This is a genomic window from Psychrosphaera ytuae (genome assembly GCF_017638545.1).
GTDB classification, from domain to species: domain Bacteria; phylum Pseudomonadota; class Gammaproteobacteria; order Enterobacterales; family Alteromonadaceae; genus Psychrosphaera; species Psychrosphaera ytuae.
Genome location: NZ_CP072110.1, coordinates 3183726 through 3206630 on the forward strand (window position 1 = coordinate 3183726; position 22905 = coordinate 3206630).

22 protein-coding genes are annotated in these 22905 nt (G+C 42.8%); 16 read left to right on the forward strand and 6 right to left on the reverse strand.

Going from position 1 to position 22905, the window contains the following annotated elements:
• Position 1 precedes the first annotated feature (1 nt).
• The 9 genes from J1N51_RS13990 to J1N51_RS14030 all read left to right on the forward strand — a co-directional run bounded on the left by J1N51_RS13990 (position 2) and on the right by J1N51_RS14030 (position 8770).
• A complete protein-coding gene (locus tag J1N51_RS13990; protein ID WP_208831856.1) occupies positions 2-994 on the forward strand; it encodes an NAD-dependent 4,6-dehydratase LegB in 993 nt (330 codons plus the stop codon).
• The gene (locus J1N51_RS13995) at positions 987-2153 is read left to right on the forward strand and encodes a LegC family aminotransferase (RefSeq protein ID WP_208831857.1); all 1167 of its coding nucleotides are present in this window, start codon (positions 987-989) and stop codon (positions 2151-2153) included. The genes J1N51_RS13990 and J1N51_RS13995 overlap by 8 nt, the downstream gene beginning before the upstream one ends.
• A gap of 71 nt (positions 2154-2224) precedes the next feature.
• The gene (gene neuC / locus J1N51_RS14000; protein ID WP_208831858.1) at positions 2225-3400 is read left to right on the forward strand and encodes a UDP-N-acetylglucosamine 2-epimerase; all 1176 of its coding nucleotides are present in this window, start codon (positions 2225-2227) and stop codon (positions 3398-3400) included.
• 22 nt (positions 3401-3422) lie between these two features.
• Complete coding sequence (neuB, locus tag J1N51_RS14005; protein ID WP_208831859.1) at positions 3423-4508, forward strand: N-acetylneuraminate synthase; 1086 nt, start codon at positions 3423-3425, stop codon at positions 4506-4508.
• Positions 4501-5166, forward strand: coding sequence for an acetyltransferase (locus tag J1N51_RS14010; RefSeq protein WP_208831860.1), 666 nt, complete (start codon positions 4501-4503; stop codon positions 5164-5166). Before neuB ends, J1N51_RS14010 begins: the two co-directional genes overlap by 8 nt.
• 41 nt (positions 5167-5207) lie before the next feature.
• A complete protein-coding gene (locus J1N51_RS14015) occupies positions 5208-6260 on the forward strand; it encodes a nucleotidyltransferase family protein (protein WP_208831861.1) in 1053 nt (350 codons plus the stop codon).
• Positions 6244-7239, forward strand: a complete 996-nt coding sequence (locus J1N51_RS14020) for a Gfo/Idh/MocA family protein (RefSeq protein ID WP_208831862.1) — start codon at positions 6244-6246, stop codon at positions 7237-7239. Before J1N51_RS14015 ends, J1N51_RS14020 begins: the two co-directional genes overlap by 17 nt.
• 3 nt (positions 7240-7242) lie before the next feature.
• Positions 7243-7941, forward strand: a complete 699-nt coding sequence (locus J1N51_RS14025) for an acylneuraminate cytidylyltransferase family protein (protein WP_208831863.1) — start codon at positions 7243-7245, stop codon at positions 7939-7941.
• A 1-nt stretch (position 7942) separates the two neighbouring features.
• Positions 7943-8770, forward strand: coding sequence for an SDR family oxidoreductase (locus J1N51_RS14030; protein WP_208831864.1), 828 nt, complete (start codon positions 7943-7945; stop codon positions 8768-8770).
• A gap of 3 nt (positions 8771-8773) precedes the next feature.
• Here J1N51_RS14030 and J1N51_RS14035 read toward each other — a convergent pair whose 3' ends face one another.
• Both J1N51_RS14035 and J1N51_RS14040 read right to left on the reverse strand, forming a co-directional pair.
• Positions 8774-9037 carry a hypothetical protein gene (locus J1N51_RS14035; RefSeq protein WP_208831865.1) on the reverse strand — a complete coding sequence of 88 codons (264 nt, stop codon included), beginning with the start codon at positions 9035-9037 and terminating at the stop codon, positions 8774-8776.
• Positions 9038-9046: 9 nt separating this feature from the next.
• Positions 9047-9373 (reverse strand): hypothetical protein, encoded by a 327-nt coding sequence (locus J1N51_RS14040; protein ID WP_208831866.1) that lies wholly within the window; start codon positions 9371-9373, stop codon positions 9047-9049.
• A 184-nt stretch (positions 9374-9557) separates the two neighbouring features.
• Here J1N51_RS14040 and J1N51_RS14045 point away from each other — a divergent pair, with 184 nt between their 5' ends.
• The gene (locus J1N51_RS14045) at positions 9558-11327 is read left to right on the forward strand and encodes a flagellinolysin (protein WP_208831867.1); all 1770 of its coding nucleotides are present in this window, start codon (positions 9558-9560) and stop codon (positions 11325-11327) included.
• A 57-nt stretch (positions 11328-11384) separates the two neighbouring features.
• Here the strand turns inward: J1N51_RS14045 and fliS are convergent, their stop codons facing one another.
• A complete protein-coding gene (gene fliS / locus J1N51_RS14050; RefSeq protein WP_208831868.1) occupies positions 11385-11801 on the reverse strand; it encodes a flagellar export chaperone FliS in 417 nt (138 codons plus the stop codon).
• Positions 11802-12034: 233 nt separating this feature from the next.
• Here fliS and J1N51_RS14055 point away from each other — a divergent pair, with 233 nt between their 5' ends.
• On the forward strand, positions 12035-12820 hold the full coding sequence (locus J1N51_RS14055) for a flagellin N-terminal helical domain-containing protein (RefSeq protein WP_208831869.1): 786 nt from the start codon (positions 12035-12037) through the stop codon (positions 12818-12820).
• A 56-nt stretch (positions 12821-12876) separates the two neighbouring features.
• Complete coding sequence (locus J1N51_RS14060; protein WP_208831870.1) at positions 12877-13365, forward strand: DUF2919 family protein; 489 nt, start codon at positions 12877-12879, stop codon at positions 13363-13365.
• On the opposite strand, the gene J1N51_RS14065 is transcribed toward J1N51_RS14060, so the two are convergent.
• Entirely contained in the window at positions 13362-14990 is a 1629-nt protein-coding gene (locus J1N51_RS14065) for a tetratricopeptide repeat protein (RefSeq protein WP_208831871.1), read from the reverse strand. The two genes, J1N51_RS14060 and J1N51_RS14065, sit on opposite strands and share 4 nt — an antisense overlap.
• A gap of 227 nt (positions 14991-15217) precedes the next feature.
• Between J1N51_RS14065 and J1N51_RS14070 the strand changes: the two genes are divergently transcribed.
• On the forward strand, positions 15218-16519 hold the full coding sequence (locus tag J1N51_RS14070; RefSeq protein WP_208831872.1) for an MFS transporter: 1302 nt from the start codon (positions 15218-15220) through the stop codon (positions 16517-16519).
• 47 nt (positions 16520-16566) lie between these two features.
• Here the strand turns inward: J1N51_RS14070 and add are convergent, their stop codons facing one another.
• Positions 16567-17562, reverse strand: coding sequence for an adenosine deaminase (gene add / locus J1N51_RS14075; RefSeq protein WP_208831873.1), 996 nt, complete (start codon positions 17560-17562; stop codon positions 16567-16569).
• A gap of 190 nt (positions 17563-17752) precedes the next feature.
• Between add and tkt the strand changes: the two genes are divergently transcribed.
• The 3 genes from tkt (at position 17753) to J1N51_RS14090 (ending at position 22076) form a co-directional block, all read left to right on the forward strand.
• Positions 17753-19744: a transketolase gene (gene tkt / locus J1N51_RS14080; RefSeq protein ID WP_208831874.1), complete on the forward strand. Its 1992-nt coding sequence runs from the start codon at positions 17753-17755 to the stop codon at positions 19742-19744.
• A 75-nt stretch (positions 19745-19819) separates the two neighbouring features.
• The gene (gene epd, locus J1N51_RS14085) at positions 19820-20872 is read left to right on the forward strand and encodes an erythrose-4-phosphate dehydrogenase (protein ID WP_208831875.1); all 1053 of its coding nucleotides are present in this window, start codon (positions 19820-19822) and stop codon (positions 20870-20872) included.
• Positions 20873-20912: 40 nt separating this feature from the next.
• Positions 20913-22076, forward strand: coding sequence for a phosphoglycerate kinase (locus J1N51_RS14090; RefSeq protein ID WP_208831876.1), 1164 nt, complete (start codon positions 20913-20915; stop codon positions 22074-22076).
• A 59-nt stretch (positions 22077-22135) separates the two neighbouring features.
• Here J1N51_RS14090 and J1N51_RS14095 read toward each other — a convergent pair whose 3' ends face one another.
• On the reverse strand, positions 22136-22900 hold the full coding sequence (locus J1N51_RS14095) for a tRNA (adenine(22)-N(1))-methyltransferase TrmK (protein WP_208831877.1): 765 nt from the start codon (positions 22898-22900) through the stop codon (positions 22136-22138).
• Positions 22901-22905 lie beyond the last annotated feature (5 nt).

The following is a 22905-nucleotide window of genomic DNA, read 5'->3' on the forward strand; positions in this document are numbered from 1 at the left end:
TATGAGTAAGTTAACAGGTAGATTATTAGTAACTGGAGCTGATGGATTTATTGGTTCTCATTTAACTGAGTTTTTGTTGTCAAAAGGCCACAAAGTAAGGGCTTTAGTTCAGTACAACAGTTTTAACTCGTGGGGCTGGTTAGACGGTCATAGGGAATCAGAGCAACTCGAAATTGTCTCGGGTGACGTACGAGACCCAGCGTTTTGTGATTATATCTGTAAAGACATAGATACTGTTTTTCACTTGGCAGCACTCATTGCGATTCCATACTCTTATGTTGCTCCCGACTCTTATGTTCAGACCAACGTCACAGGTACATTGAACATTTGTCAGGCTGCAAAAAATAATGGCGTAAAGCAAGTTTTGCATACCTCCACGAGTGAAGTTTACGGCACAGCTCAATATGTACCTATTGATGAAGCTCACCCAGTTCAACCGCAATCTCCTTACAGTGCGTCAAAAATTGGTGCTGACGCGATTGCGTTGAGCTTTTTTAATGCCTTTGAATTGCCAGTCACAGTTGTTCGTCCATTTAATACTTATGGTCCACGCCAATCTGCTAGAGCTGTGATCCCGACTATCATCAGTCAAATAGCGGCAGGGCAAAGTAAAATTAAATTAGGTGACGTATCTCCGACTCGAGACTTCAATTACGTTATTGATACATGTCGAGGCTTTTATGCTATTGCGATGGCGGATAACACGGCCGGTGAAACCATTAATATTGGTTCTAACTTTGAAATTTCGGTCAAAGACACTTTGTTACTGATCAAAAAGTTAATGAACAGCGATGTCGAATTTGAATTTGATGAACAAAGAGTAAGACCAGAAAACTCCGAAGTATTCAGACTTTGGTGTGACAACACCAAAATCAATCAATTGACTGGATTTGTTCCAGAGTATTCAATTGAACAAGGCCTGCAGCAGACCATCGATTGGTTTACTCAGCCTGATAACTTAAAAAAATACAAAGCTGATATCTACAATGTTTAAGCAGTTTGAGTCTTTTGTTCGGTCTATGACAGGAGAGGGTTTTGTCCCTCTTCACACGCCGCAGTTTAACGGTAACGAAAAAGCCTACGTTGTGGATACAATCGATTCTACCTTTGTGTCGAGTGTCGGTGCCTATGTCACTGACTTTGAGTTAGCAATGGCCAAGTACACAGGTGTTAAACATGCAATTGCAGTGACTAATGGTACAGCAGCTCTGCATTTGAGTCTTATCGGTGTGGGTGTCCAATCTGGAGATGAAGTCATCACACAAGCTCTGACTTTTGTTGCAACCAGTAATGCAATTCATTATTGCCAAGCAAGCCCAGTTTATCTTGATGTCGACGCTGACACTATGGGGTTGTCGCCAACAGCGGTCAAAGATTGGTTATTGCAAAATGCTGTAATTGAAAACGGCAGCTGTATCAACCGTCACACCCGCGCCAAAATCTCAGCTTGCGTTGTCATGCATACCTTTGGTCATCCTGCTCGTCTCGATGAGCTAAAGATGGTTTGTGATGAGTACGGTATTATATTAGTAGAGGATGCCGCAGAATCACTGGGTTCCTTGTACAAAGGTAAGCACACAGGACAAGTCGGCAAAGTCGCTGCGTTGTCTTTTAATGGCAACAAAATTATAACCACAGGTGGTGGTGGTATGATTTTGACTAATGACAGTGAACTTGCTCAACAGCTCAAACACCTTTCGACCACAGCCAAAGTCGCTCACCCATGGCAATACGAACACGATCAAATTGGCTATAACTATCGAATGCCAAATCTTAATGCTGCATTGGGTTTGGCTCAACTTGAAGGCATTGAGTCTGAGTTAGCTGCCAAACAAGAATTAACTTTGCGCTATAAGGGCTTTTTTGAGCAGCTAGCTAACTCTGATGACAGCTCATCAGCTGACAGAGTACAATTTATTGAGCAACCAGATTTTGCTTGCTCGAATTATTGGCTCCAGACTATTAAGTTTGAATCACGAGAGCAGCAGCAAGCGTTTTTGGCACAGAGTAACGAAGCGGGCATCATGACGCGTCCAATTTGGCAACTCAATAATACCCTACCTATGTATCGTCATTGTCAAACTGACGAATTGATTAACTCGATCGACTTGGCCAATACAATAGTTAACATTCCAAGCTCAATTAGACTATAAATTATCAATGAGTTAGGGTTGTCATAGTGAGTTTTTAAAACGATAACCCTTGGACATGCTAGGAGATCACAATGTCCACAAAGCGACTTTTAATTATAACGGGAACACGTGCTGACTACGGTATTTTGACGCCCGTTATAAATCGCTTACTAACCCTTTCTGAATTTACTACAGAGCTTTTGGTTACTGGTTCGCATCTTGTTAAGTCGATGGGGTACACCCTCAATGAAGTTGTTGCCAATGGTCATCCCATTGCCGCAACAGTGGATATTTTGGATGACAGCCAAAGTAAATACGGAATGGCAAAAGCAACAGGGCGCGCCGTTACCTTATTTACGGATGAGTTTGGGAAGATAAATCCAGATTTGGTATTGGTATTAGGTGACCGGTTTGAGTCTTTTGCAGCTGCCCAAACCGCGGTTTTAATGAATATACCTGTGGCCCATATTCACGGTGGTGAGACGTCTGAAGGTGCAGTGGATGATTATTTGCGTCACGCTATGACAAAGTTGTCAGATTTACACTTTTGTGCCACTCAAACATTTAAACAACGCATAGAGGCAATGGGCGAGCAGCCTAGCCGAGTGTTTTGCGTTGGTGCGCCCGGATTAGATAACATTCTTCATTTAGAGCGAATGAGCAAAGCTGAGCTCTTTGAGAGCATTGACGCCCCCAGACTGTTTTCAAATATTCCGGCCTCAAAGCTAGGACTCGTCACTTTTCATCCTGCAACTCGTGAGACTCAACAGCAAGATCCGAAAATACTTGTAGATTGGTTATCAGCGCAATCCGATATGGGGTTTATTATCACTGCAGCCAATGCTGACGACGGTGGCGAGGCTTTAAACGAGTCGTTTAGAGCGTTGGCACAACAACAGCCGGAGCGGTTTGTGTTTATTCCGTCCCTCGGCCTTAAACGCTACCTATCTGCCTTATCACATGTTGGTGTTGTTATTGGAAATTCATCGAGTGGTTTAATTGAGGTGCCGTCTTTTGGTATTCCAACCATAAACATAGGGCAACGCCAACAAGGGCGCTTAAAACCAGACTCAGTCATAGACTGTAATATGGATAAAGCAAGCCTAGACAGTGCCTTAGCCCATTGCCAAAACGATGTGTTTAGGCAGCAGTGCCAGGCTCTAGTGAACCCTTATGGCACGGGGAATGCAGCGGATAATATAGCAGACGCGCTATTGCAGTTAGACTGGTCTCAGTTGGGCCAAAAACAATTTTATGATAAGCCTTAATAGGTTTAGGTGTACGGGAAGTATGAACAATACCAACAAAACTCTGATCATTGCCGAAGCCGGTGTCAACCATAATGGTGACAAACAAATGGCTTTCGATTTAATCGATGCTGCTGCTGAAGCAGGAGCTGATGTTGTTAAGTTTCAAACATTTAAAGCGCATAAGTTAGTGACACAACACGCCCAGCAGGCAGAATACCAAGTGGCCAATTCAGGTAAAAAAGAATCGCAGTTAGCGATGTTGCAGGCGCTTGAGTTAGAACAGTCATTGCATTTTGAGTTGCAAGCAGCTGCTGAAGCTAACAATATTGAGTTTTTGTCCACGGCTTTTGATGACGATAGCCTGGATTTTTTGGTCAAAGAGGTCGGAGTAAAACGCTTAAAAGTACCTTCTGGAGAATTAACTAATGCTCCATTTGTGTTGAAACACGCGCAAGCGGGTTTGCCTTTAATTATCTCTACGGGTATGGCGACTATGTCTGATATAGAACAAGCTTTAGCCGTCATCGCCTTCGGTGGACTCAACCCCAAGTCAACGCCAGATTCAATTGATTCATGCTGGCAGGCTTACCATTCGGAAGAAGGGCAGTCATTTATTCAACAAAACGTAACGGTTTTGCACTGTACTACGGAATACCCTGCGCCTCCGAGTGAAATTAATCTGCGAGTGATGGAAACCTTTAGACGTTCATTCAACACTCAAGTTGGTTATTCTGATCACAGCGCCGGTATTGCGATTCCAATTGCAGCGGCAGCCCTTGGTGCTGAGGTAATAGAAAAACACTTTACCCTAGACAAAACGTTACCAGGTCCGGATCACAAAGCGTCCTTGGAACCATCTGAACTAAAACAAATGGTCGATGGGATAAGAGTCGCTGAACAAGCTTTGGGTGTTTCAGTTAAATCAGTTCAACCTAGTGAGTTTAAAAACAGTTTTGTTGCGCGCAAGAGCCTAGTTGCGACAAAACCAATCAAAGTAGGCGAAACATTTACTAAGGAAAATTTAGGCGTGATGCGCCCTGGCAGTGGTTTATCGCCTGCGCTTTACTGGCAGATGTTAGACACAGTGTCGAATATCGATTACCAGGTAGGAGATCTCATTGAATAGTACTCCGATGGATTTATATCAAAAAGCGATCATTGTTGGCGCTGGTGGACATGCTAAAGTCGTGTGTGACAGTTATATGTCACAGGACTCTACTAATTGCGCTGAAGTAATTGGTGCAGTTGATCCCGCATTAAAAATAGGCATGCCTTGGTATCGAAATTTAACCATTTTAGGGGATGACTCTGAACTTGAGCGTCAGTCTAAAACTCAATGCGTATTACTAAATGGTCTGGGGCAGTTACCTCACGACAGCGGTATTCGCACGAAGGTATATAATAAACTCAAGGCACAAGGATTTGACTTTGCAACAGTCATTGACGGATCTGCTGTAGTTAGCCCTTCAGTAAAATTGGATGAAGGTGTTCAAGTCCTTGCAGGAGTGATTATTCAGGCCGATGCTCAAATAGGCGCAAACTGTATTATCAATACTGGCGCACAGATCGACCATGATTGTGTAATCGGCGCACACAGTAGCGTTGCTCCAAGAGCTGTATTATGCGGTGGTGTCCGGCTTGGCAAAAATGTGTTCGTTGGTGCGAATGCTGTTATTATTCAAAATGTTGTTGTTGAAGATGGTGCGGTAATTGCAGCCGGTAGTGTGGTGACCAAAAATGTTTTTGCGGGGCAAGTTGTTTATCCCCCAAGAGTGAACCAATAGATTGGCACTCCATATGCTTCAAATCTCTAATGGGTAATAAAATGAAAAATTGGCAAAATGTTGTAGTAAACACCAGTAGTACTCTTGAGCAAGCCATTCAAGTGATGGAAGCAGGAGCACTGCGAATCGTGCTGGTTGTCGATGATCAAAATAAACTTCGAGGAACCGTTACCGATGGAGATTTGCGACGGGCCTTAATTAAACAAGTAAACCTCCAATCTTCTGTTGATTCGGTTATGTGCGCCAAGCCACTGGTGGTAGACAAAACAATCGCAAGAGAAGATGTAATACGCTTGTTAGAGCGCAATAAGCTGTTGCACATGCCTGTGGTCAACGACGATGACGAGTTGGTGGGCCTTCATACCATAGATGATTTTTATACCTCAAGTAAGTACGACAATATTGTCTTTTTAATGGCTGGTGGGTTTGGAACTCGACTTAGGCCATTAACTAACTCTTGCCCTAAACCCATGCTCAAAATTGGTGATAAGCCAATTTTGGAATTAATTTTAGAGAGTTTTATTAAGTCTGGATTTCACCGTTTTTATATTTCGCTTCACTATTTGCCCGAGATGATCAAAAGCTACTTTGGTGATGGTTCGAAATGGGGGGTAAGCATTGAATATGTGAATGAAGACAAACCGCTCGGAACTGCAGGCGCGCTTGGTCTGTTGCCACAAGAAAAAATCGATGCTCCGGTATTTGTTATGAATGGAGACTTACTGACGGACGTAGATTTTGTCAGTATGCGTGAATTTCACTTAGAACACGACAGTGTAGCCACTATGGGCGTCAGAGAATACGAGCATCAAGTGCCATATGGTGTAATAGAAATGGACGGAAGTCGAATTTCTAGTGTCGTTGAAAAGCCAACCCAAAAGTTTTTTGTAAATGCTGGTATTTATGTATTGTCAGAAACACTCGTTAAGTCCATCAAAAAAGGACAATACCTTGATATGCCGGACTTATTAGCTGAACAAATCAGTGAAGACAAACAAGTCAGTTCGTTTCCTATCAGAGAGTATTGGCTAGATATAGGCCGAATGAATGATTTTGAACGCGCCCAGGAAGAATTTGATGAGCGCTTCAACTAAAAGCTTTTTGATCATTGGGTCGGGTAATATCGCCAAGCGCCATGTCAAAACCATTCGTACAGAAGTTGATGATGCGTTCATCTTGTTACTGCCATCTCGAGGTGTAAGCTCAACCGAACAAGAAGCTGAATTAACAAATCAGTTTAGGGATGTTGATGCTGTTATTGCTTCAAGCTTAGATATTCCGCGACATCTATTTATGACAATTATCGCAAGCCCAGCTCCCTTGCATCATTTACATGTAGAACAAATCATTAATAAATCTGAGCGAATTCTGATAGAAAAGCCCATTGCAGAAAACACTAGTACTGCCAGGCGTATAGTCGACTTGTGTCAATTACACCAAACGCCTGCGATGGTCGGCTATTGCCTTCGTTACTTGGGCTCGGCTGACATCGTAAGAAGTAAATTAAAACAAGGTGTGTTAGGTAAAGTTCTTTTGGTAAAGAGCAACGTAGGTCAATACCTACCAAGCTGGCGTCCTGGTGACTACAGACACAGTGTGTCAGCAAACAAGTCATTAGGCGGTGGGGCTTTACTTGAGCTTAGCCATGAGCTTGATTTGGTTTGTCATTTGTTTGACGTTGATAAAGTTATTAATGCGACCGTTTGTCAATCAGAGTCTTTAGATATAGATGTAGAGGACATGGTACAAATAAACTTGTCTAATAACGACGGCGCACTGATTTCGGTGGGCTTAGATTTTTTACAACACAAAGCCTCACGCACTATGACAATCATTGGTACTGAAGCGACGATTCAATGGGACTTAATTAAAAACTCAATTACCCTCACTGATAAACAAGGGGACAGTCAGTCATACAGCGGTGCTAATGAGTGGCAGGGCAATGACATGTACATCGCACAATTGAGAGACTTTATGACGAGTAAAAGCACTTTTAGAGGTTCTAAGCCAGATGAGGCCTTGCGTGTCGTGCAGTTAATTGACGATATTAGACATTTGGCACAGGGAGTTTAACCAATGGCGGTTGTTGCATTTATCTTCGCCCGTGGCGGCTCTAAAGGCCTGCCAGGCAAAAACATTAAACCATTGGCAGGCAAACCTTTGCTTGCGTACTCAATTGAAACGGCTAAACAAGTCAATGAAATTGATCACGTTTTTGTATCCACAGATGATTCTGACATAGCAAATGTTGCTAAGCAGTTTGGTGCTGACGTGATTGAACGTCCCGAACAGCTTGCAAGCGATACGAGTCCTGAATGGCTATCTTGGCGTCATGCATTAGACGAGATGGACCGGCTTGAGATAGAAGTCGATACATTTGTCAGCTTACCGGCGACGAGCCCGCTGAGGTCGGTAGGGGACGTGCAAGCTTGTTTGGCTGCACTCGAACAAAATACTGATATGGTGGTCACTTGTACGCCTGCGTCACGAAGCCCTTATTTCAATATGGTCACTCGTCAAGACGATGGAACAACATCACTGGTTATTGACCAAGGCTTGGTAAACCGTCGCCAAGACGCGCCAGTTTGTTATGACCTTACGACTGTAGCGTATGTTTCACGCCCAGAATACATCCGATCCCAAATGGGCGTGTTAGCAGGCAAAACTAAAAGCGTCGTGGTCCCAAAAGAGCGGGCTGTTGATATAGATGATATTTATGACTTTATGTTAGCAGAAACAATCGTCGCCTCATCAGCTCAACAAAAAAGTAACTAAAATGACCGAAATCAAAACAAAAACTCTAGCGCAATTACATGATCTTACCAATCGTTGGGCTGTTATTACTGGAGGTGCTGGCCATGTCGGCTTTGTGGCGGCTCAGACTCTTCTTGAATTGGGCGCAAATGTCATATTAGTGGATCGCAGCGAATCAGGATTAGAGAAAGCGAAGCAGGCGTTAAAAACGGCGGAGCGGGTTCATACCTTAGTGTGTGATTTATCGCAGCGTTCAGACGTCGATAAAGCAGTACTGCAAATTATCGAATGGACAGACAATCACTTGGCAGTCTTAATTAATAATGCGGCGTTTGTCGGCACCGATAAATTAGAAGGTTGGGCCGTTCCTTTTGACCAACAGTCAATCGTTACTTTTGAACAATGCTTAACGGTTAATCTCACCTCGCCATTTCAACTTTGCCAAGGCTGCGCTCCAAGCTTGACTAAATTTGGTCAGGGCGACAGTTCAGCGAGTATTATTAACGTTTCTTCTATCTATGCTCACATAGGTCCACGAATGGAAATGTACGAAGGCACTGCAATGGGTAACCCTGCAGCGTACGGGGCGAGTAAAGCGGGCTTAGAGCTATCAACAAAGTGGTTAGCAAGTAACTTGGCGCCTCATGTTAGAGCCAACAATATTGTTCTTGGTGGTATCTTTAGAGGTCAGCCTGAGTCATTTTTAAACCAATACAACAAGCACAACTTAATGGGTCGAATGGCAGAGGAAGAGGATTTAAAAGGCGCGTTTGCATTACTTGCTAGTGACGCCTCTAAGTATATGACAGGTCAATCCATCGTTATTGATGGTGGCTGGTTGGCACTTTAGTCATTACTCTTCGTCTGCAAGAGTGTTTAAGTGCGTTTCTATGACTTTGCACTCTTCTAATAAGACTTTCATATCATTATTGAATTTGCTGTGTAAGTCAGAAAACTTAGGGTCGAGTAAATCGGCCATAGTTTGCTCTTGTTTTTCTGATGCCGCTTCGATGGCAGATTGATCTTTATCTAAAATGGCCTGTGCAAAGGTTTCGTTTATTTTTCGAAGTTCAATATACACTTTTTGAAATTCTAATTCTTGCTCAGTGAGTTCCATACTCGCACCTTATTTGCTGTGTTTGACGTTACCGTAGGCTTTCACACCCTTCTGGGCCGTTTGTAACTTTTTTATTGAACGCTTTATATTTTCAAACTTAGTCTGATAAAGCGTATCGATTTCTTTTATTTCTGAATTCAAGCTCGTTAACTGTTGTTGCTTCTCTGCAGTTGGTGACTGTGTCGCGTCGACCACTAGGAATTCTAGTAGTCGTTGACGTTCTTTTATCAGCTCTATAACTGGCTGGTGCTCAAGAATTTCATGGTCAGTCAAGGCTCTCAATCCATCATTAATTTCATTGATTGATGCCATTATTTCTGCGAATGATTCTTTCACCGTTCAACTCGCCTTTTGTTAGCTTTGTATTCTATTGACAATACTATGCTTTTTTTGGAAGGCGGATACAAGTTTTTGGCCTTGAATCAAGGTTTAAATTTTTTTTAATTTTTTTCTAAAGACTTTAAAGAGTTGGTCGATATTTATACAAAGCTAATTTTAGTGATTGTTTGAGGCTAATACTTTGAGAGTAGCGACTAACGTTTCAGCTATATTCCAACAACGTCAACTTCGGAAGACCGAAGAGGGCGTTGCTGTGTCTATGGAACGTTTGTCCTCCGGTTTACGGATTAATAATGCCGGAGACGACGCCGCTGGATTACAGATCTCAACTCGACTTACGTCACAGGTCAACGGTATGAACGTGGCCATTCGCAATGCCAATGACGGTATTTCGATGAACCAAGTCGCCGAAGGCGCACTTCAACAAGTAACCAATAATTTATTTAGAATGAAAGACCTGGCATTACAAGCCGCAAATGGCACTTATTCTAAAGAAGACAGAAAAGCCGTCGACGAAGAGTTTCAAGCTTTAAAAGCTGAAATAGACAGAATAAACGATACAACTCGGTTCGGTGACACTAAGTTGTTTTACGAAAACACCGGTAGTTTAATCGATACCGTCGAGCGCGATATCGTAAACGGAGTCCAAAAAACCTGGTTTACTGAATCCGAAGCCGTGATTGCAGAGCGATTTGGTCTTTTGGGTCGAGGCTCACTGAAGCTGGATTTAGAATATGTCGATGGCAAAAGTGGAACGTTAGCGTATGTCGCAGCACCTGCTGCCGCTGGCCCTCAATATGAGCAAGTCATGGTTATCGATATGGGAGACTTCCAATCATCGGAAGATATCTTTACCGATGGAGCACTTGCAGGTACTGTTTTACACGAAATGGTCCATGCCGTTATGAATGCCAATATGGACATGCTCAATCTTAAATCTTGGTTTAAAGAGGGAGCGGCAGAAGTAATCAGAGGAGCCGACTCTGAACTTGCCCAAGCGATTGCCAGTGCAGGAAGTGAGGCCGCACTGTTAGCTGATTTTGTCGGCGTCAATGGCCTAACGAGTTTACCGGCTTCACCAACAAACTCACAAATTCGCGGTGTTTATCAAGGTGGTTATGTCGCCCTTAGGATAATCGAAGATGAAATTGGCGAAACGGGTATTCAAGACTTTATGGCAGCTCTGTCTGACGGTGAAACCTTAGATGACGCATTCAACATCGCTTCTAATGGAATTTGGACCAATGAAGCCGCATTTATGACTGACATTCAAGCTATTGAAGCGGATGGTGATGCTAAATTTGTCAACTTCATTCAAGATAAAATGAACCTTACGAATTTAGATAATGGCGCACTTGGTGGCCGTGATGCGGCTGGCGGTGATATCAGAGAGCAAACTTTGATAGGTGCTGGAGCTGGTCGGTCAAACTTTAACAACTATGTGGTCTTGAAAGATGGTCGTAACTCTACAACGGACTTTGATCCGGTAACCAATTATTATAATCCACCAGGCGGTGAGGTTCGTCTCGAGGATTACCAAACTGAGATCAATGGTGCAGGCGGCCAAGCCTTTACACTTCAAGTTGGGGCTAATTCTCAAGAGTTAATTTCATTCACTATGGGGTCATTTACGGCATCGAGTTTAGGCCTTGCCTATTCAAATGTAACCGATGAGCCTCAATTTGCGGCAATCGCTGTAGATGACGCGCTGCGAATCGTCGATAAACAACGTGCTCAACTAGGTGCGACTATGAATAGACTCGAAAAATCTATCAATAGTCTAGAAAACCAAGTTGAAAATATCAGTGCGAGCCGCGCTCGAATAAGAGATGCTGACTTTGCTATAGAGACTGCGGATTTAACCAAGGGGCAGATTTTACGACAAGCCTCAACCACTTTGCTTTCTCAAGCTAATCAAATTCCTGAGTTGGCGTTGCAATTACTTGCTTAAAGTAGACATAAAAAAAAGCCCATATGGGCTTTTTTTGTAGAAGCATGATCGCACCGATTAACGATTAGCGACTTTTTTCTCTAGGTATTCGTCTCGAGTTTGTTTTGGGATTTCATCCCATGCTTCTTTGATGGTACCGATGATTTGATAAACATCATCGATTTTTTTGGTATCGTTTTCGACGTTAGATGCTATCAAGTGACCGCTACAGAAGTTATATAAGTCAGATAGATTACGCGAGATATCACCGCCTTGTTCCATATCTAAGCTTTCATCCAACGAACCGATTAAGGTGATACACTCAGAAATGAGACGACCTTTTTCAGGTATGTTTTTTTGCTCGATACACGCTTTGGCTGCGGCTAATTTACCAAGAATTGCCTTTAATACCATTTGTACCAACTCATACGGATCGGCATTTTCCGCACTGTTTATTTTCATGTCGCGGTACTTCTGGATAGATAATCTAGCCATCGAATACTCCAAGTTATCTGTGTTTTAATTTATAGACTAAAGCAAATTAAGTACCAAATAAATTCAGTTACTCATCAAGCACTCACTTTATCGTCAAATTTCGGAAAAACTTTAGAGGTTAACAAAAGGAAAGTGACATAATTTGACTTAAACTGTGAATCGTCATGCTCAATTATGGCGTATTTACCACTGTGTTTTATACTTTTAATAAAGTTATCAGTGGAGACGCTTAAATGAAGATTAATAGCGGCAATTCATTGCCACCACAGTCATCTGCGATAAAACAAAGCCAGGAAACCCAAAAAAAGCTATTTGAGCAAATAGCGACGGGCTTAAAAATTAACTCTGCCAAAGACGACGCGGCAGGGTTACAACTTGCCAATCGGCTGGGTTCGCAAATTTCTGGGTTACAGCAAGCGTACCGTAATACAAATGATGCCGTTTCTTTTGCGCAGGTTGCCGAAGGAGCGCTTCAAAGCGTTACTGATGTGAGCTTTAGAATAGAGGAGTTATCTATTCAAGCGGCCAATGGCACTTTGTCGGCTGATCAGCGCCAAGCGATTCAAGCGGAAGTGAGCCAGTTACAAGATCAAATCGGAACTGTGTTTGAGCAAACTCGATTTGGTGATTCACCGGTATTTGGCAGTTCTGTCTCCTTTCAAACGGGAGCTAATACCGGCGAACAAATTGATCTTGCTACGAGTGCGACGTCGCTCGCTGAAATTGATGTCACTACTGCGCAGGGGGCGCAACAAGCCATTGGGAGCATTAGTGATTTTAGACAACAGGTTGATCAACAGCGCTCTGCTATTGGTGCTTTTCAAAACCGGCTTGGTAGTACTCTTGGAAATATAGCCAACCAAGTCGAAAATAGTGCCGCAAGTCGCAGTCAAATTACCGACACAGATTTTGCTGTAGCTGTTAGCGAAAAGGTCAAAAACGAAACATTGATAAATGCTGCGACAACTCTGCAAGCCCAGGCCAATTTTTCTAATCGAAGTGTTTTAAACCTCTTATAGTTTTGTTTAGAACTGATATAGTACGGCTCAAATTTTAATGAATTAGAGACTCTAACTTGTTGTTTCGGGACTTTGACCTTGAAGGGCGCGTTCGTGTGCCTGTTGGTTTTTATTTAGTAGTATTGTATCTGTGCCGTGGCTATTTTATTTGGATAATGTCACTCACACACAGGGACGACCCAGGGTTAATTATTTCTTTGATCTATCCATCGCCATCAGCTTTTTATTTGTCAATGTTGGTCGGGGTGCCTGGTCTTATAAGCTATGTATTATTTTTGAGTAAAGCTCGAATGGTGAGTGTTGTAGAGAACTTTCTATGGCCCATTTGCCGCTTTTTGATCCCCATTAGTTTATTGATAGACTTGAGTTTACAAGGTATTGGTCTTGCCCAAGCGAAATTTTTAGTGCATTGGTCAGGACCGGTAATATTTATTATTGGATTGTATCTATTTTGGTATTGGATAGGTTCGAGCAGGATGAAGCGATTTTTTAGTTTGTGGTTGGACAAAAGCCATGAACAAAAAACAACAAAAGAGAAGGGTTAAATACGTTCCTCTTGTAGTTTTTGTTTGAGGCGACGATAACGTTCAGCCTGTTCATCGTTAATTGTGGCGCTGTCGATGGTAGCTTGGCATTTATCTAACAATACTTTTACTTCTGGCGCCTCAAAGTCCAAAAATGGGCTTTCTGCCATGGTCTGTAATAAGTTAAGTGCGATAGATGGGTTTTTCGGCATGACTTTAAATGCACTGGTAAATGCATTTAATGCTTCTTTTAGGTTACCACGAGTATAGTGATTTACTGCATCGTTGTTGAGCTGCTTAGGTGAAGATTTTACTTCTTCGCGCAATTGTTTTTCTGCAGTTATAAACTTGTTAAAAAGCGTATTTGGCGAGTCTTCTGCAACTTTAGCGATATGCGAAAACATCCGCTCTGAGTCTTTGTGAAAGCCAAGCTCATGAAGCGCTTTGGCCATGTCTAAGGCGTCTTCTAAATTATCTACTTGTTCTAAGTTCACCTGTTCTAATTGGCTTTCAATGATTTGTTTGGCTTTTGAAGTTTCGTTTTTTAGAAAGTGAATTCGAGCCGTTGCTACACCAATTTGTTCATTTAACGCTTCTTTTGGAAACTTCTTTTTGAGGTTATCTAAAATGTGCTGACTTTGTTGAGCAAGGCGATTAACCTCTGTTTCGTTAAAAGAAGTTAAGCCATAATCGACATTGGCTCTGACCGCAGTTAGGTAAGCTTCTGGTGACTCGTGAACACTATGCCTTAAGTTTCGAATGATACTGTTAGAAGCTTGATATTGTGAATCAAAGTCGTAGGTAATACGAGCCAGACTGTAAAGGTGTTGCTGACGCTCGACATTTCTTGGAGCCAGTTCAGTCGCTTTTTTTAGGTGAAATAAAGCATCGTCAAATTTGTCATTTAATTCGCATAGTTCCGTCATTAATTCAAGAGCCGGCAAGCGGGTGGCGCGAGCGTCAATTAAGTCGCTTAACAAGTTTTTGGCTTCGGCAAAACGGCCTAAATGCAGGTGGCATTCAACTAATCCTAACTGTGCCCATTGAAAAGGCTTTACCTTTAATACCGATTCATAAAAATCACTAGTTTGCTGCCAGTCCTGCATGTCTTTTAGGATTTCGCCCTTCATCTTCATTAAATAGGATAGCCAATTTGGTGATTCATTTTTTGATATATAGTCGTTTAAGCGTGATAACGCACCGGCTAAGTCGTTTAAATCAAGACTATTGAATACATCTGCTAACGCGACTTTTTTGGTTAATACCCGTTTTAGTCTCTGTTCGAGCTCTCGTGATGTAAATGGTTTGAGTAAAAAGTCATCGGGGTTTAGCTCAATAATACTGTGGCTGAGTTGTAAGTCATTATCTGAACTCATAAAAACGAAACAGGTACCACATTTTAATAAGTGCTCTGCGTGCAGGCGTTCAAACAGTTGAAAGCCGTCGGCGCCTTTGTTTAACTCGTAAGCGCACAGTATAAGCTGATATTGACGTTTTTTAATGGACTCAATGGCGAGGTGAGCGCGGTCGACAAAGTCGATTCTTTCAAAGCCGAGATGTTGTAGAGAGTATTTGATATGACTTTGGGCTAGCGACTGCTGTTCAACAACGAGTGCAGATTGAAGCTGCTGCTTGAGTTCGGTCATTGTAACTCTCTGATTAAAAATTGGTCTTATTTATATAGTAGAAACATTTATCGGTAAATTAAAGGGATACTTGATACTAATCACAACAAGGAACAAAGGTATTTATGTGCCAATTCTATGGTTCTGATCATTAACTATTCCAATATTAAAGATTAGTTTAAATGATTCGCTTATTTTAGTGACTAAGTTCATAATTTTGCTTTCAAAAGTTGGTAAGGGAGAGGGCGTTGTTCTTAGGTATTTCAAAAGAGTTATGGGTGGCACTATGTGTGACGTTGTTGGCTTGTATGGGGCTGTCTTTACCATATCCTGTGTTAACACCATTGTTTATCGATGCGCCCGTTTCGAGTCTTAATAGTTATGCTGGGTTTAGCGGCGAAACACTGTTAACCACGCTATTGGCTATTTATCCACTTGGTATTTTCATTGGCAGTAGTTTTATTGGTGCTTTATCGGATCGCTTTGGTCGAAGAAAAGTACTAGCCAATACTTTGATAATTTGTTTTTTAGGCTATCTCGTTTCTGCCTACGCTTTGTATATCGGTGATTATTTATTGTTATTGATCAGCCGTTTTTTAACCGGTATTACCGAGGGTAACATTTCTATTGCTCGCGCCATTGCGTTGGATATTGGTCAGGCTTCAGCCAAATCAACATCTGCAACAGAAAGTAGTCCGGACGAGACTGATCTGCGCACCAAAGCGCAAATGTCCAGTGACAAAGTCCGTGCCGTTTCTCTGATTAATAGTTCGGTGTTTGTAGGGTGGTTACTTGGGCCTCTTATCGGCGGTGTATTGGGGCAGTTTGAGCCTTATTACGCAATGTTTGCTGCCGCCTTTGCATCACTATTCTGCGTTGTATTGGTTAAATTGGTGCTAGGCGAAACTGCACTGAGAACACCAAATGAACATATGTCAGTTTGGAAGGCGGCATTTAAAGAAAACTCACTTAGGTTACTGTCGGAACCATGGCTTCGCCGTTTGTTTTACATGTATTTTATTTATACTTTGGCGATGAATTTGTTTTACGAATTCTATCCTATCTGGTTGGTGGACAAGCAGGGCTTTGGTTCTTTGGGGATTGGCTTAACGACCACAAACATGACTATTTTTATGACCCTAACCTCGGTGTTTTTGGTAACCATCATTCAGCGCCGTTTTGGCCTGACATCACCAATGGTCGCCAGTATGTTATGTATGTCGCTGTTTTTGTTTGTGACGCCATTTACCGAGAGTTATGTAACAAACATAGTATTTTCGTTGGCTGGCATGTCTATCGCAATATTTAACGGCATGTTGCCTGTCTTTATCAGTGACGCTCAGCCAGAAAAAGGCAATGGCGCGGCAATGGGACTGTTAACAACGACGTTTTGTATAGCCAATGTCTTTGCGGCAATATTAGGTGGAGTGTTGTTACAGTTAGACTCTATTTGGCCATTGTTTTTGGCATCGGCTTTGTATTTTACGGCTATGTTGTTACTTAAAGTTTGGTTTATAAAACCGGAGCAGCAAGCTGCCACCATTAAGTAACGATTTCTGGAGAATTGAAAAAGGCACCTTGTGGTGCCTTTTTGTTATCACTTCTTACTGTCAAACAGCGCTTGTTTTTCAGTGTCTGATAAAAACGCGGCTTTTACGCCATTGCGTTGAATCTGGCTCAGTTCTTCAGAGTTAAAACCAAGGATTTCTTGGGCAACTTTGTATTCATTGAGAATATCAATGTTTGAAACCGCAGGGTCGTCCGTATTTAGAAATACATTCACTCCGTGATCAAAGAAGGTACGAAGCGGATGCTGACGGATATCACTGATGGTTGCAGTTTGATAATTTGACGTCGGGCACGATTCAATTGAAATCGTGTTTTCAACCAAGTAATCCATTAATTTCATATCTTTAATCGCAGCGACACCGTGGCCGATTCGAGTTGCACCTAATAAGTTAATCGCATCCCAAATACTCTCAGGACCAGCGGCTTCACCAGCGTGTACAGTAATCTGTAAACCAGCATCACGGGCTTTTTTGAAGTGGTCGACAAATTGTGTCGCAGGGAAGTTAAGTTCGTCACCTGCTAAGTCCAACGCGATGACTTTGTCTTTATGAGCTAAAATTGCGTCCAACTCTTTCATACAAGTTTCTGTACCAAAGGTGCGGCTGAGAATACCGATAAGGTTAGTTTTAACACCAAAGTCACGGCTACCAGCGGCAACGGCATCAGCAACTACATTAACTAACTCAGTCATATCTAAGTTGAACGCCATAGCCATGTAGTGCGGAGAAAAGCGAAGTTCGGTGTAATCTAACTGTTGAGCTTTTGCATCGGCAACGTTCTCATAGGCAACACGGTAAACCGCATCAAAGTCTGCAAGTACAGACACGCCATAATCTAACTTCTCTAAAAAGGCTAACAAATCTGATGTTTGGCCTTGAATTTGGGCGTGCGGTGTAAACTCTTCTAACGAGTTGCCCGGTAATTCAATATTGTGCTTTTGCGCCAATTCCCAAACGCTTTTTGGTGCAATATTACCGTCTAAATGACGGTGCAAATCGACAAGAGGAAGTTGTTTGTTGATCATAGTGTCCTGCTGAATGATGAAAATTGAACAAGGAGTATACCTTATTTCGGATTATGTTTGGCAATCCATTCGATAAATACGCTAGAATAATTGCCCTAATGCAATTGCTTTCCCACGCTATTTTAGGTCAAATAGCCCGAAGTAATGAATGAAAGATGATGACAATCTAAAACAAGAATAGGAATTGAGCATGGCGTCAAGAACAGACTTAGCAAATGCCATTCGTGCCTTGAGCATGGATGCGGTTCAACAAGCAAAATCAGGTCACCCTGGAGCCCCAATGGGGATGGCTGACATCGCAGAGGTTTTGTGGCGCGGATTTTTAAAGCACAATCCAACTAACCCGAACTGGGCAGATCGCGACCGCTTTATCCTGTCAAACGGTCACGGTTCAATGTTGATTTACTCACTACTTCATTTATCTGGATACGACTTGCCAATCGAAGAAGTGAAAAACTTCCGTCAACTCCACTCAAAAACTCCAGGTCACCCTGAATACGGTTACACACCTGGTGTTGAGACAACAACAGGCCCGTTAGGCGCAGGTGTATCAAACGCAGTAGGTATGGCCATCGCAGAAAAAACCTTGGCAGCTCAATTTAACCGTGAAGGTCACGACATCGTTGACCACTATACATACTGTTTCTTAGGTGACGGTTGTTTGATGGAAGGTATTTCTCACGAGGCATGTTCGCTTGCTGGTACTTTAAAGTTAGGCAAGTTAATCGCGTTTTATGACGACAATGGCATCAGTATCGACGGTGAAGTAGAAGGCTGGTTTACTGATGATAGCGCTGCACGTTTTAAATCATACGGCTGGCATGTAGTTGAAAATGTTGATGGTCACAACCCAGAAGCGGTTGCTGCAGCAGTAACAGAATCACAAGCGGTAACTGACAAGCCGTCAATCATCATCTGTAGAACCACGATTGGTTTTGGCTCGCCAAACAAACAAGGCACTCACGATTGTCACGGTGCACCATTAGGTGAAGAAGAAATTAAAGCGGCTCGTGAGTTTTTAAATTGGCCACATGCACCATTTGAAATCCCAGCTGACGTATACGAATTGTGGGATCACAAAGCAGCAGGTCAAGCAGACGAAGACGCCTGGAACGAGCAGTTTGTTGCTTACAAAAACGCTTACCCGGAATTAGCGGCAGAGTTTGAACGCCGTGTTATTTTGGGCGAGTTACCAGAAGACTTTTCTGAAAAAGCATTCCAGTTGGCACTGACTCAACAGCAAAAAGCGGAAAGTGTTGCAACGCGTAAAGCATCGCAAAATACCATTGAAGCCTTTGGTCCAGTTTTACCTGAGCTTTTAGGCGGCTCTGCAGACCTTGCAGGTTCTAACTTAACATTGTGGTCTGGCTCTAAGGGTTTACAAGAAGACCCGGCGGGTAACTACATCTTCTACGGTGTACGTGAATTTGGTATGAGCGGCATCATGAACGGTATCTCATTGCACGGTGGTTTCATCAACTATGGTGCGACGTTCTTAATGTTTATGGAATACGCACGTAACGCAGTTCGCATGTCGGCATTGATGGGTATTCAAAACATTTTTGTTTATACCCACGATTCAATTGGTCAAGGTGAAGACGGTCCGACTCACCAACCAATCGAGCAGATTGCTAACTTACGAATGACACCTAAGATGCACACTTGGCGTCCAGCAGATGCAGTTGAATCTGTTATCGCATGGAAAAACGCGATTGAGTACCAAGAAGGCCCGACGTCACTTGTATTCTCTCGTCAAGGTTTACCAGCACTAGAGCGCACTGAACAACAAGTCGCTATGATTGAACAGGGCGGATACATTTTGGTTGATAGCGAAGGCGAGCCAGAAGTTATCTTAATTGCGACGGGTTCTGAGGTTAACTTAGCAGTAAAAGCTGCAGCGGAGTTAAATGCAGCAGGTACTGCGACTCGTGTTGTTTCTATGCCTTGTACGTCAGTATTTGATCAACAAGACGAAGCCTACAAGCAAACGGTATTACCTAACTCAGTAACTAAGCGTGTTGCAATTGAGGCAGCGCACGTAGACTACTGGCACAAGTATGTTGGTTTTGGCGGTAAGGTGATTGGTATGTCTACCTTCGGTGAATCTGCACCAGGTGGCGTATTAATGGAGCACTTTGGCTTTACAGTGGAAAATGTAGTTAACACGGTTAACTCGCTTTAATCCTTGACTATTATTAACAAATAATAAAAAGCGAGTATTATGTGCTCGCTTTTTTGTTTTAACTCGGAAGATTTAATGTCGAAAACTCGTCCAATTGCTCGACCAATTAACATCGCGATTAACGGTTTTGGCCGTATTGGTCGCAATGTGTTGCGTGCAATTTATGAATCGGGTCGCCAAGACGAATTTAACGTCGTTGCGATTAACGAAATTGCCGATCCCGATGGGATAGCACACCTTTTAAAATACGACACGGCGCACGGACGATTTGCCAGTGATGTCGCACTGAATGAGCAACAAAACTTAGTCGTCGATGGCCACACTATTGAGCTGTTACACATCGAAGACTTGCACTCTTTACCTTGGAAATTGCTCAACATTGATGTTGTCTTAGAGTGCACAGGTGTCTTCAAAAGCCGTCAAGAAGGGCAGGCTCATATCACTTCAGGCGCCAAAAAAGTGGTGTTTTCGCATCCGGCCGATTCCGACGTCGATAACACGATCATATTTGGCATTAACCACGATAGCCTTACAGCGGAACAAGACGTCATCTCAAACGGCTCGTGTACAACCAATTGTATCGTGCCTGTGATTCAAGCTTTAGACGATGCATTTGGAGTAGACAGTGGAACGATCACAACGATTCATTCGTCGATGCATGATCAACAGGTGATTGATGCGTATCACAAAGACTTGCGTCGAACTCGTGCTGCGAGTCAAAGTATTATTCCGGTTGATACCAAGCTTGCCGCTGGTATTGAACGTATTTTGCCAAAATTTGCGGGCCGCTTTGAAGCTATTGCAGTGAGAGTGCCGACGATCAATGTTACGGCGATGGATTTGAGCGTCACGGTCAATGCCGAAGTCGACATTGCGATGGTAAATGATGCCATTAAAAAAGCCTGCAATAATGGGCTTTCAGGTATTTTAGGTTATACCGAAGAACCTCTGGTTTCGGTCGATTTTAACCATGACCCACATTCCGCTATCGTCGATGGTAATCAAACCCGGGTCAGCCACAAATGTTTAATTAAGGTGTTGGTTTGGTGTGATAACGAGTGGGGTTTTGCCAACCGCATGTTAGATACGACACAAGCTCTAGCACCATTTTTAGAGTTAACAGAATAATTTTTTACGAATAATAATTTTAAAAACTTAAGGAAATATCATGTCAGTGATCAAGATGATGGATCTGGACTTAACAGGTAAAACCGTTTTAATTCGTCAAGATTTAAACGTACCAGTCCAGGACGGCAAAGTAACTTCTGCTGTGCGTATTGACGCTTCAATTCCGACAATTAAAGCTGCGTTAGACAAAGGCGCAAAAGTGTTGGTTATGTCGCACCTAGGTCGCCCAACCGAAGGTGAGTATGAAGAGAAATACTCTTTGCAGCCAGTTGTCGATAACCTTAACGAAAAACTAGATGTGCCTGTGCGTTTAGCAAAAGACTATTTATCAGGTGTCGATGTTGCCGAAGGTGAAGTGGTTGTTTTAGAAAACGTGCGTTTTAATGTTGGTGAGAAGAAAAACACCGACGAATTAGCAAAGCAGTACGCTGCATTATGTGATGTGTTTGTGATGGACGCCTTTGGTACGGCTCACCGAGCTCAAGGCTCAACTCACGGTGTTGCTAAGTATGCTCCTGTTGCAGCGGCTGGTCCTCTATTAGCTGCTGAGTTAGAAGCACTTGGAAAAGCCCTTGATAACCCAGCTCGTCCTCTTGTTGCTATCGTTGGTGGCTCAAAAGTATCGACAAAGTTAACGGTACTTCAATCTCTATCAAGCGTATGTGACCAGTTAATCGTTGGTGGCGGTATCTCAAATACGTTTGTTGCTGCACGTGGTTACAACGTGGGTAAATCACTTTACGAAGCCGACCTAATTCCAGAAGCCAAACGCTTAATGGAAGAGTTAGATATTCCTCAAGTAACCGACGTTCGCGTAGCGACAGAGTTTTCAGAGACGGCTGAAGCAACAGTTAAGCCTGTTTCTGAAGTACAAGACCACGAACAAATTCTTGATCTGGGTCCAGACTCTGCACAAGCTTTGGCTGATGTACTTAAAAACGCAAAAACGATTCTTTGGAACGGCCCTTGTGGTGTATTTGAATTTGATAACTTTAGCAAAGGTACTGAGGTTGTTGCTAAGGCTATTGCCGAAAGTGATGCTTTCAGTGTTGCTGGTGGCGGTGACACCCTTGCTGCGATCGATAAATATGGTTTGGCAGATCAAATCTCTTATATCTCTACAGGTGGCGGTGCCTTCCTTGAGTTTGTTGAAGGTAAAGTATTACCAGCGGTTGCGATTTTAGAAGAGCGCGCAAAAGCATAATTCTCAAAGTCTAATTATCCCTTAGAACGCCAAGGTTAGTAGATAGCCTTGGCGTTTTTTTATGTCTGAGATTGGGTATGTAACTCAGTTAAAACACCTTGGTAAGTTGTCAAAAGTGATTGCGCTAATGAGGATTGATTAGGGTTTGCTGAGGCCGCCTTAAAGTGTTTTATCATTTGTTGGCAATAACGAACCTTGTCTTGTCGTGTTGTTTCGCCTCTTTGAAGCTCTGTGTACGACGATTGCCATAACTGCTCGCCAACAATAGTTATTGGCGACGTGCTCAGTTCGGACGATGTTTTTGCGACGTGCAGACACTCATAAAAACGCTGGTTTTCAACGATAAGTTTTTCCGAAATCACACCAAAATTGCATTGTTTAAGCGTCTCTCTCAATTCATGAGTATGGCGTACTGGACATAACAAAAGCTCAACGTTTGTCAGAGCAAATTTGTTGTTTAGTATGTTCACAAAATGACTCATCAAGTCACCACCGACACCGGCAATAACAATGAGTTGTCGTGACGAAGTCGTTACTAGTGGAATGTCTTCAACTGAGGAACACAAAGTTTGCCAGTTCGCGACATGTAAAGAGTCCGACGAAACGTTTGGATAAAAGGTCTCGAGCTTCTGTTGAGTACTGGCCATGATATCGGCCTGGATATCGACAAAATAAACGGTGTGTAAATTTGGCCGCTTACCTTGTTTGTTTTGGTTGAGTAGTTCGGCGCCTAATAACCCGTGATCACAGCACGTGTCCCAAATAATCGAGTAGTCATGTTCAATCATATTGACTAATTGTTGGAGCCTGTGTCCAAGTCGCATTAGTT

Excerpts from the sequence above, each read along its gene's own strand:
- J1N51_RS13990 (WP_208831856.1), top strand. The coding sequence starts at position 2 with ATGAGTAAGTTAACAGGTAGATTATTAGTAACTGGAGCTGATGGATTT.
- J1N51_RS13995 (WP_208831857.1), top strand. The coding sequence starts at position 987 with ATGTTTAAGCAGTTTGAGTCTTTTGTTCGGTCTATGACAGGAGAGGGT.
- neuC (WP_208831858.1), top strand. The coding sequence starts at position 2,225 with ATGTCCACAAAGCGACTTTTAATTATAACGGGAACACGTGCTGACTAC.
- neuB (WP_208831859.1), top strand. The coding sequence starts at position 3,423 with ATGAACAATACCAACAAAACTCTGATCATTGCCGAAGCCGGTGTCAAC.
- J1N51_RS14015 (WP_208831861.1), top strand. The coding sequence starts at position 5,208 with ATGAAAAATTGGCAAAATGTTGTAGTAAACACCAGTAGTACTCTTGAG.
- J1N51_RS14020 (WP_208831862.1), top strand. The coding sequence starts at position 6,244 with ATGAGCGCTTCAACTAAAAGCTTTTTGATCATTGGGTCGGGTAATATC.
- J1N51_RS14025 (WP_208831863.1), top strand. The coding sequence starts at position 7,243 with ATGGCGGTTGTTGCATTTATCTTCGCCCGTGGCGGCTCTAAAGGCCTG.
- J1N51_RS14030 (WP_208831864.1), top strand. The coding sequence starts at position 7,943 with ATGACCGAAATCAAAACAAAAACTCTAGCGCAATTACATGATCTTACC.
- J1N51_RS14035 (WP_208831865.1), bottom strand. The coding sequence starts at position 9,037 with ATGGAACTCACTGAGCAAGAATTAGAATTTCAAAAAGTGTATATTGAA.
- fliS (WP_208831868.1), bottom strand. The coding sequence starts at position 11,801 with ATGGCTAGATTATCTATCCAGAAGTACCGCGACATGAAAATAAACAGT.
- J1N51_RS14055 (WP_208831869.1), top strand. The coding sequence starts at position 12,035 with ATGAAGATTAATAGCGGCAATTCATTGCCACCACAGTCATCTGCGATA.
- J1N51_RS14065 (WP_208831871.1), bottom strand. The coding sequence starts at position 14,990 with ATGACCGAACTCAAGCAGCAGCTTCAATCTGCACTCGTTGTTGAACAG.
- add (WP_208831873.1), bottom strand. The coding sequence starts at position 17,562 with ATGATCAACAAACAACTTCCTCTTGTCGATTTGCACCGTCATTTAGAC.
- tkt (WP_208831874.1), top strand. The coding sequence starts at position 17,753 with ATGGCGTCAAGAACAGACTTAGCAAATGCCATTCGTGCCTTGAGCATG.
- epd (WP_208831875.1), top strand. The coding sequence starts at position 19,820 with ATGTCGAAAACTCGTCCAATTGCTCGACCAATTAACATCGCGATTAAC.
- J1N51_RS14090 (WP_208831876.1), top strand. The coding sequence starts at position 20,913 with ATGTCAGTGATCAAGATGATGGATCTGGACTTAACAGGTAAAACCGTT.
- J1N51_RS14095 (WP_208831877.1), bottom strand. The coding sequence starts at position 22,900 with ATGCGACTTGGACACAGGCTCCAACAATTAGTCAATATGATTGAACAT.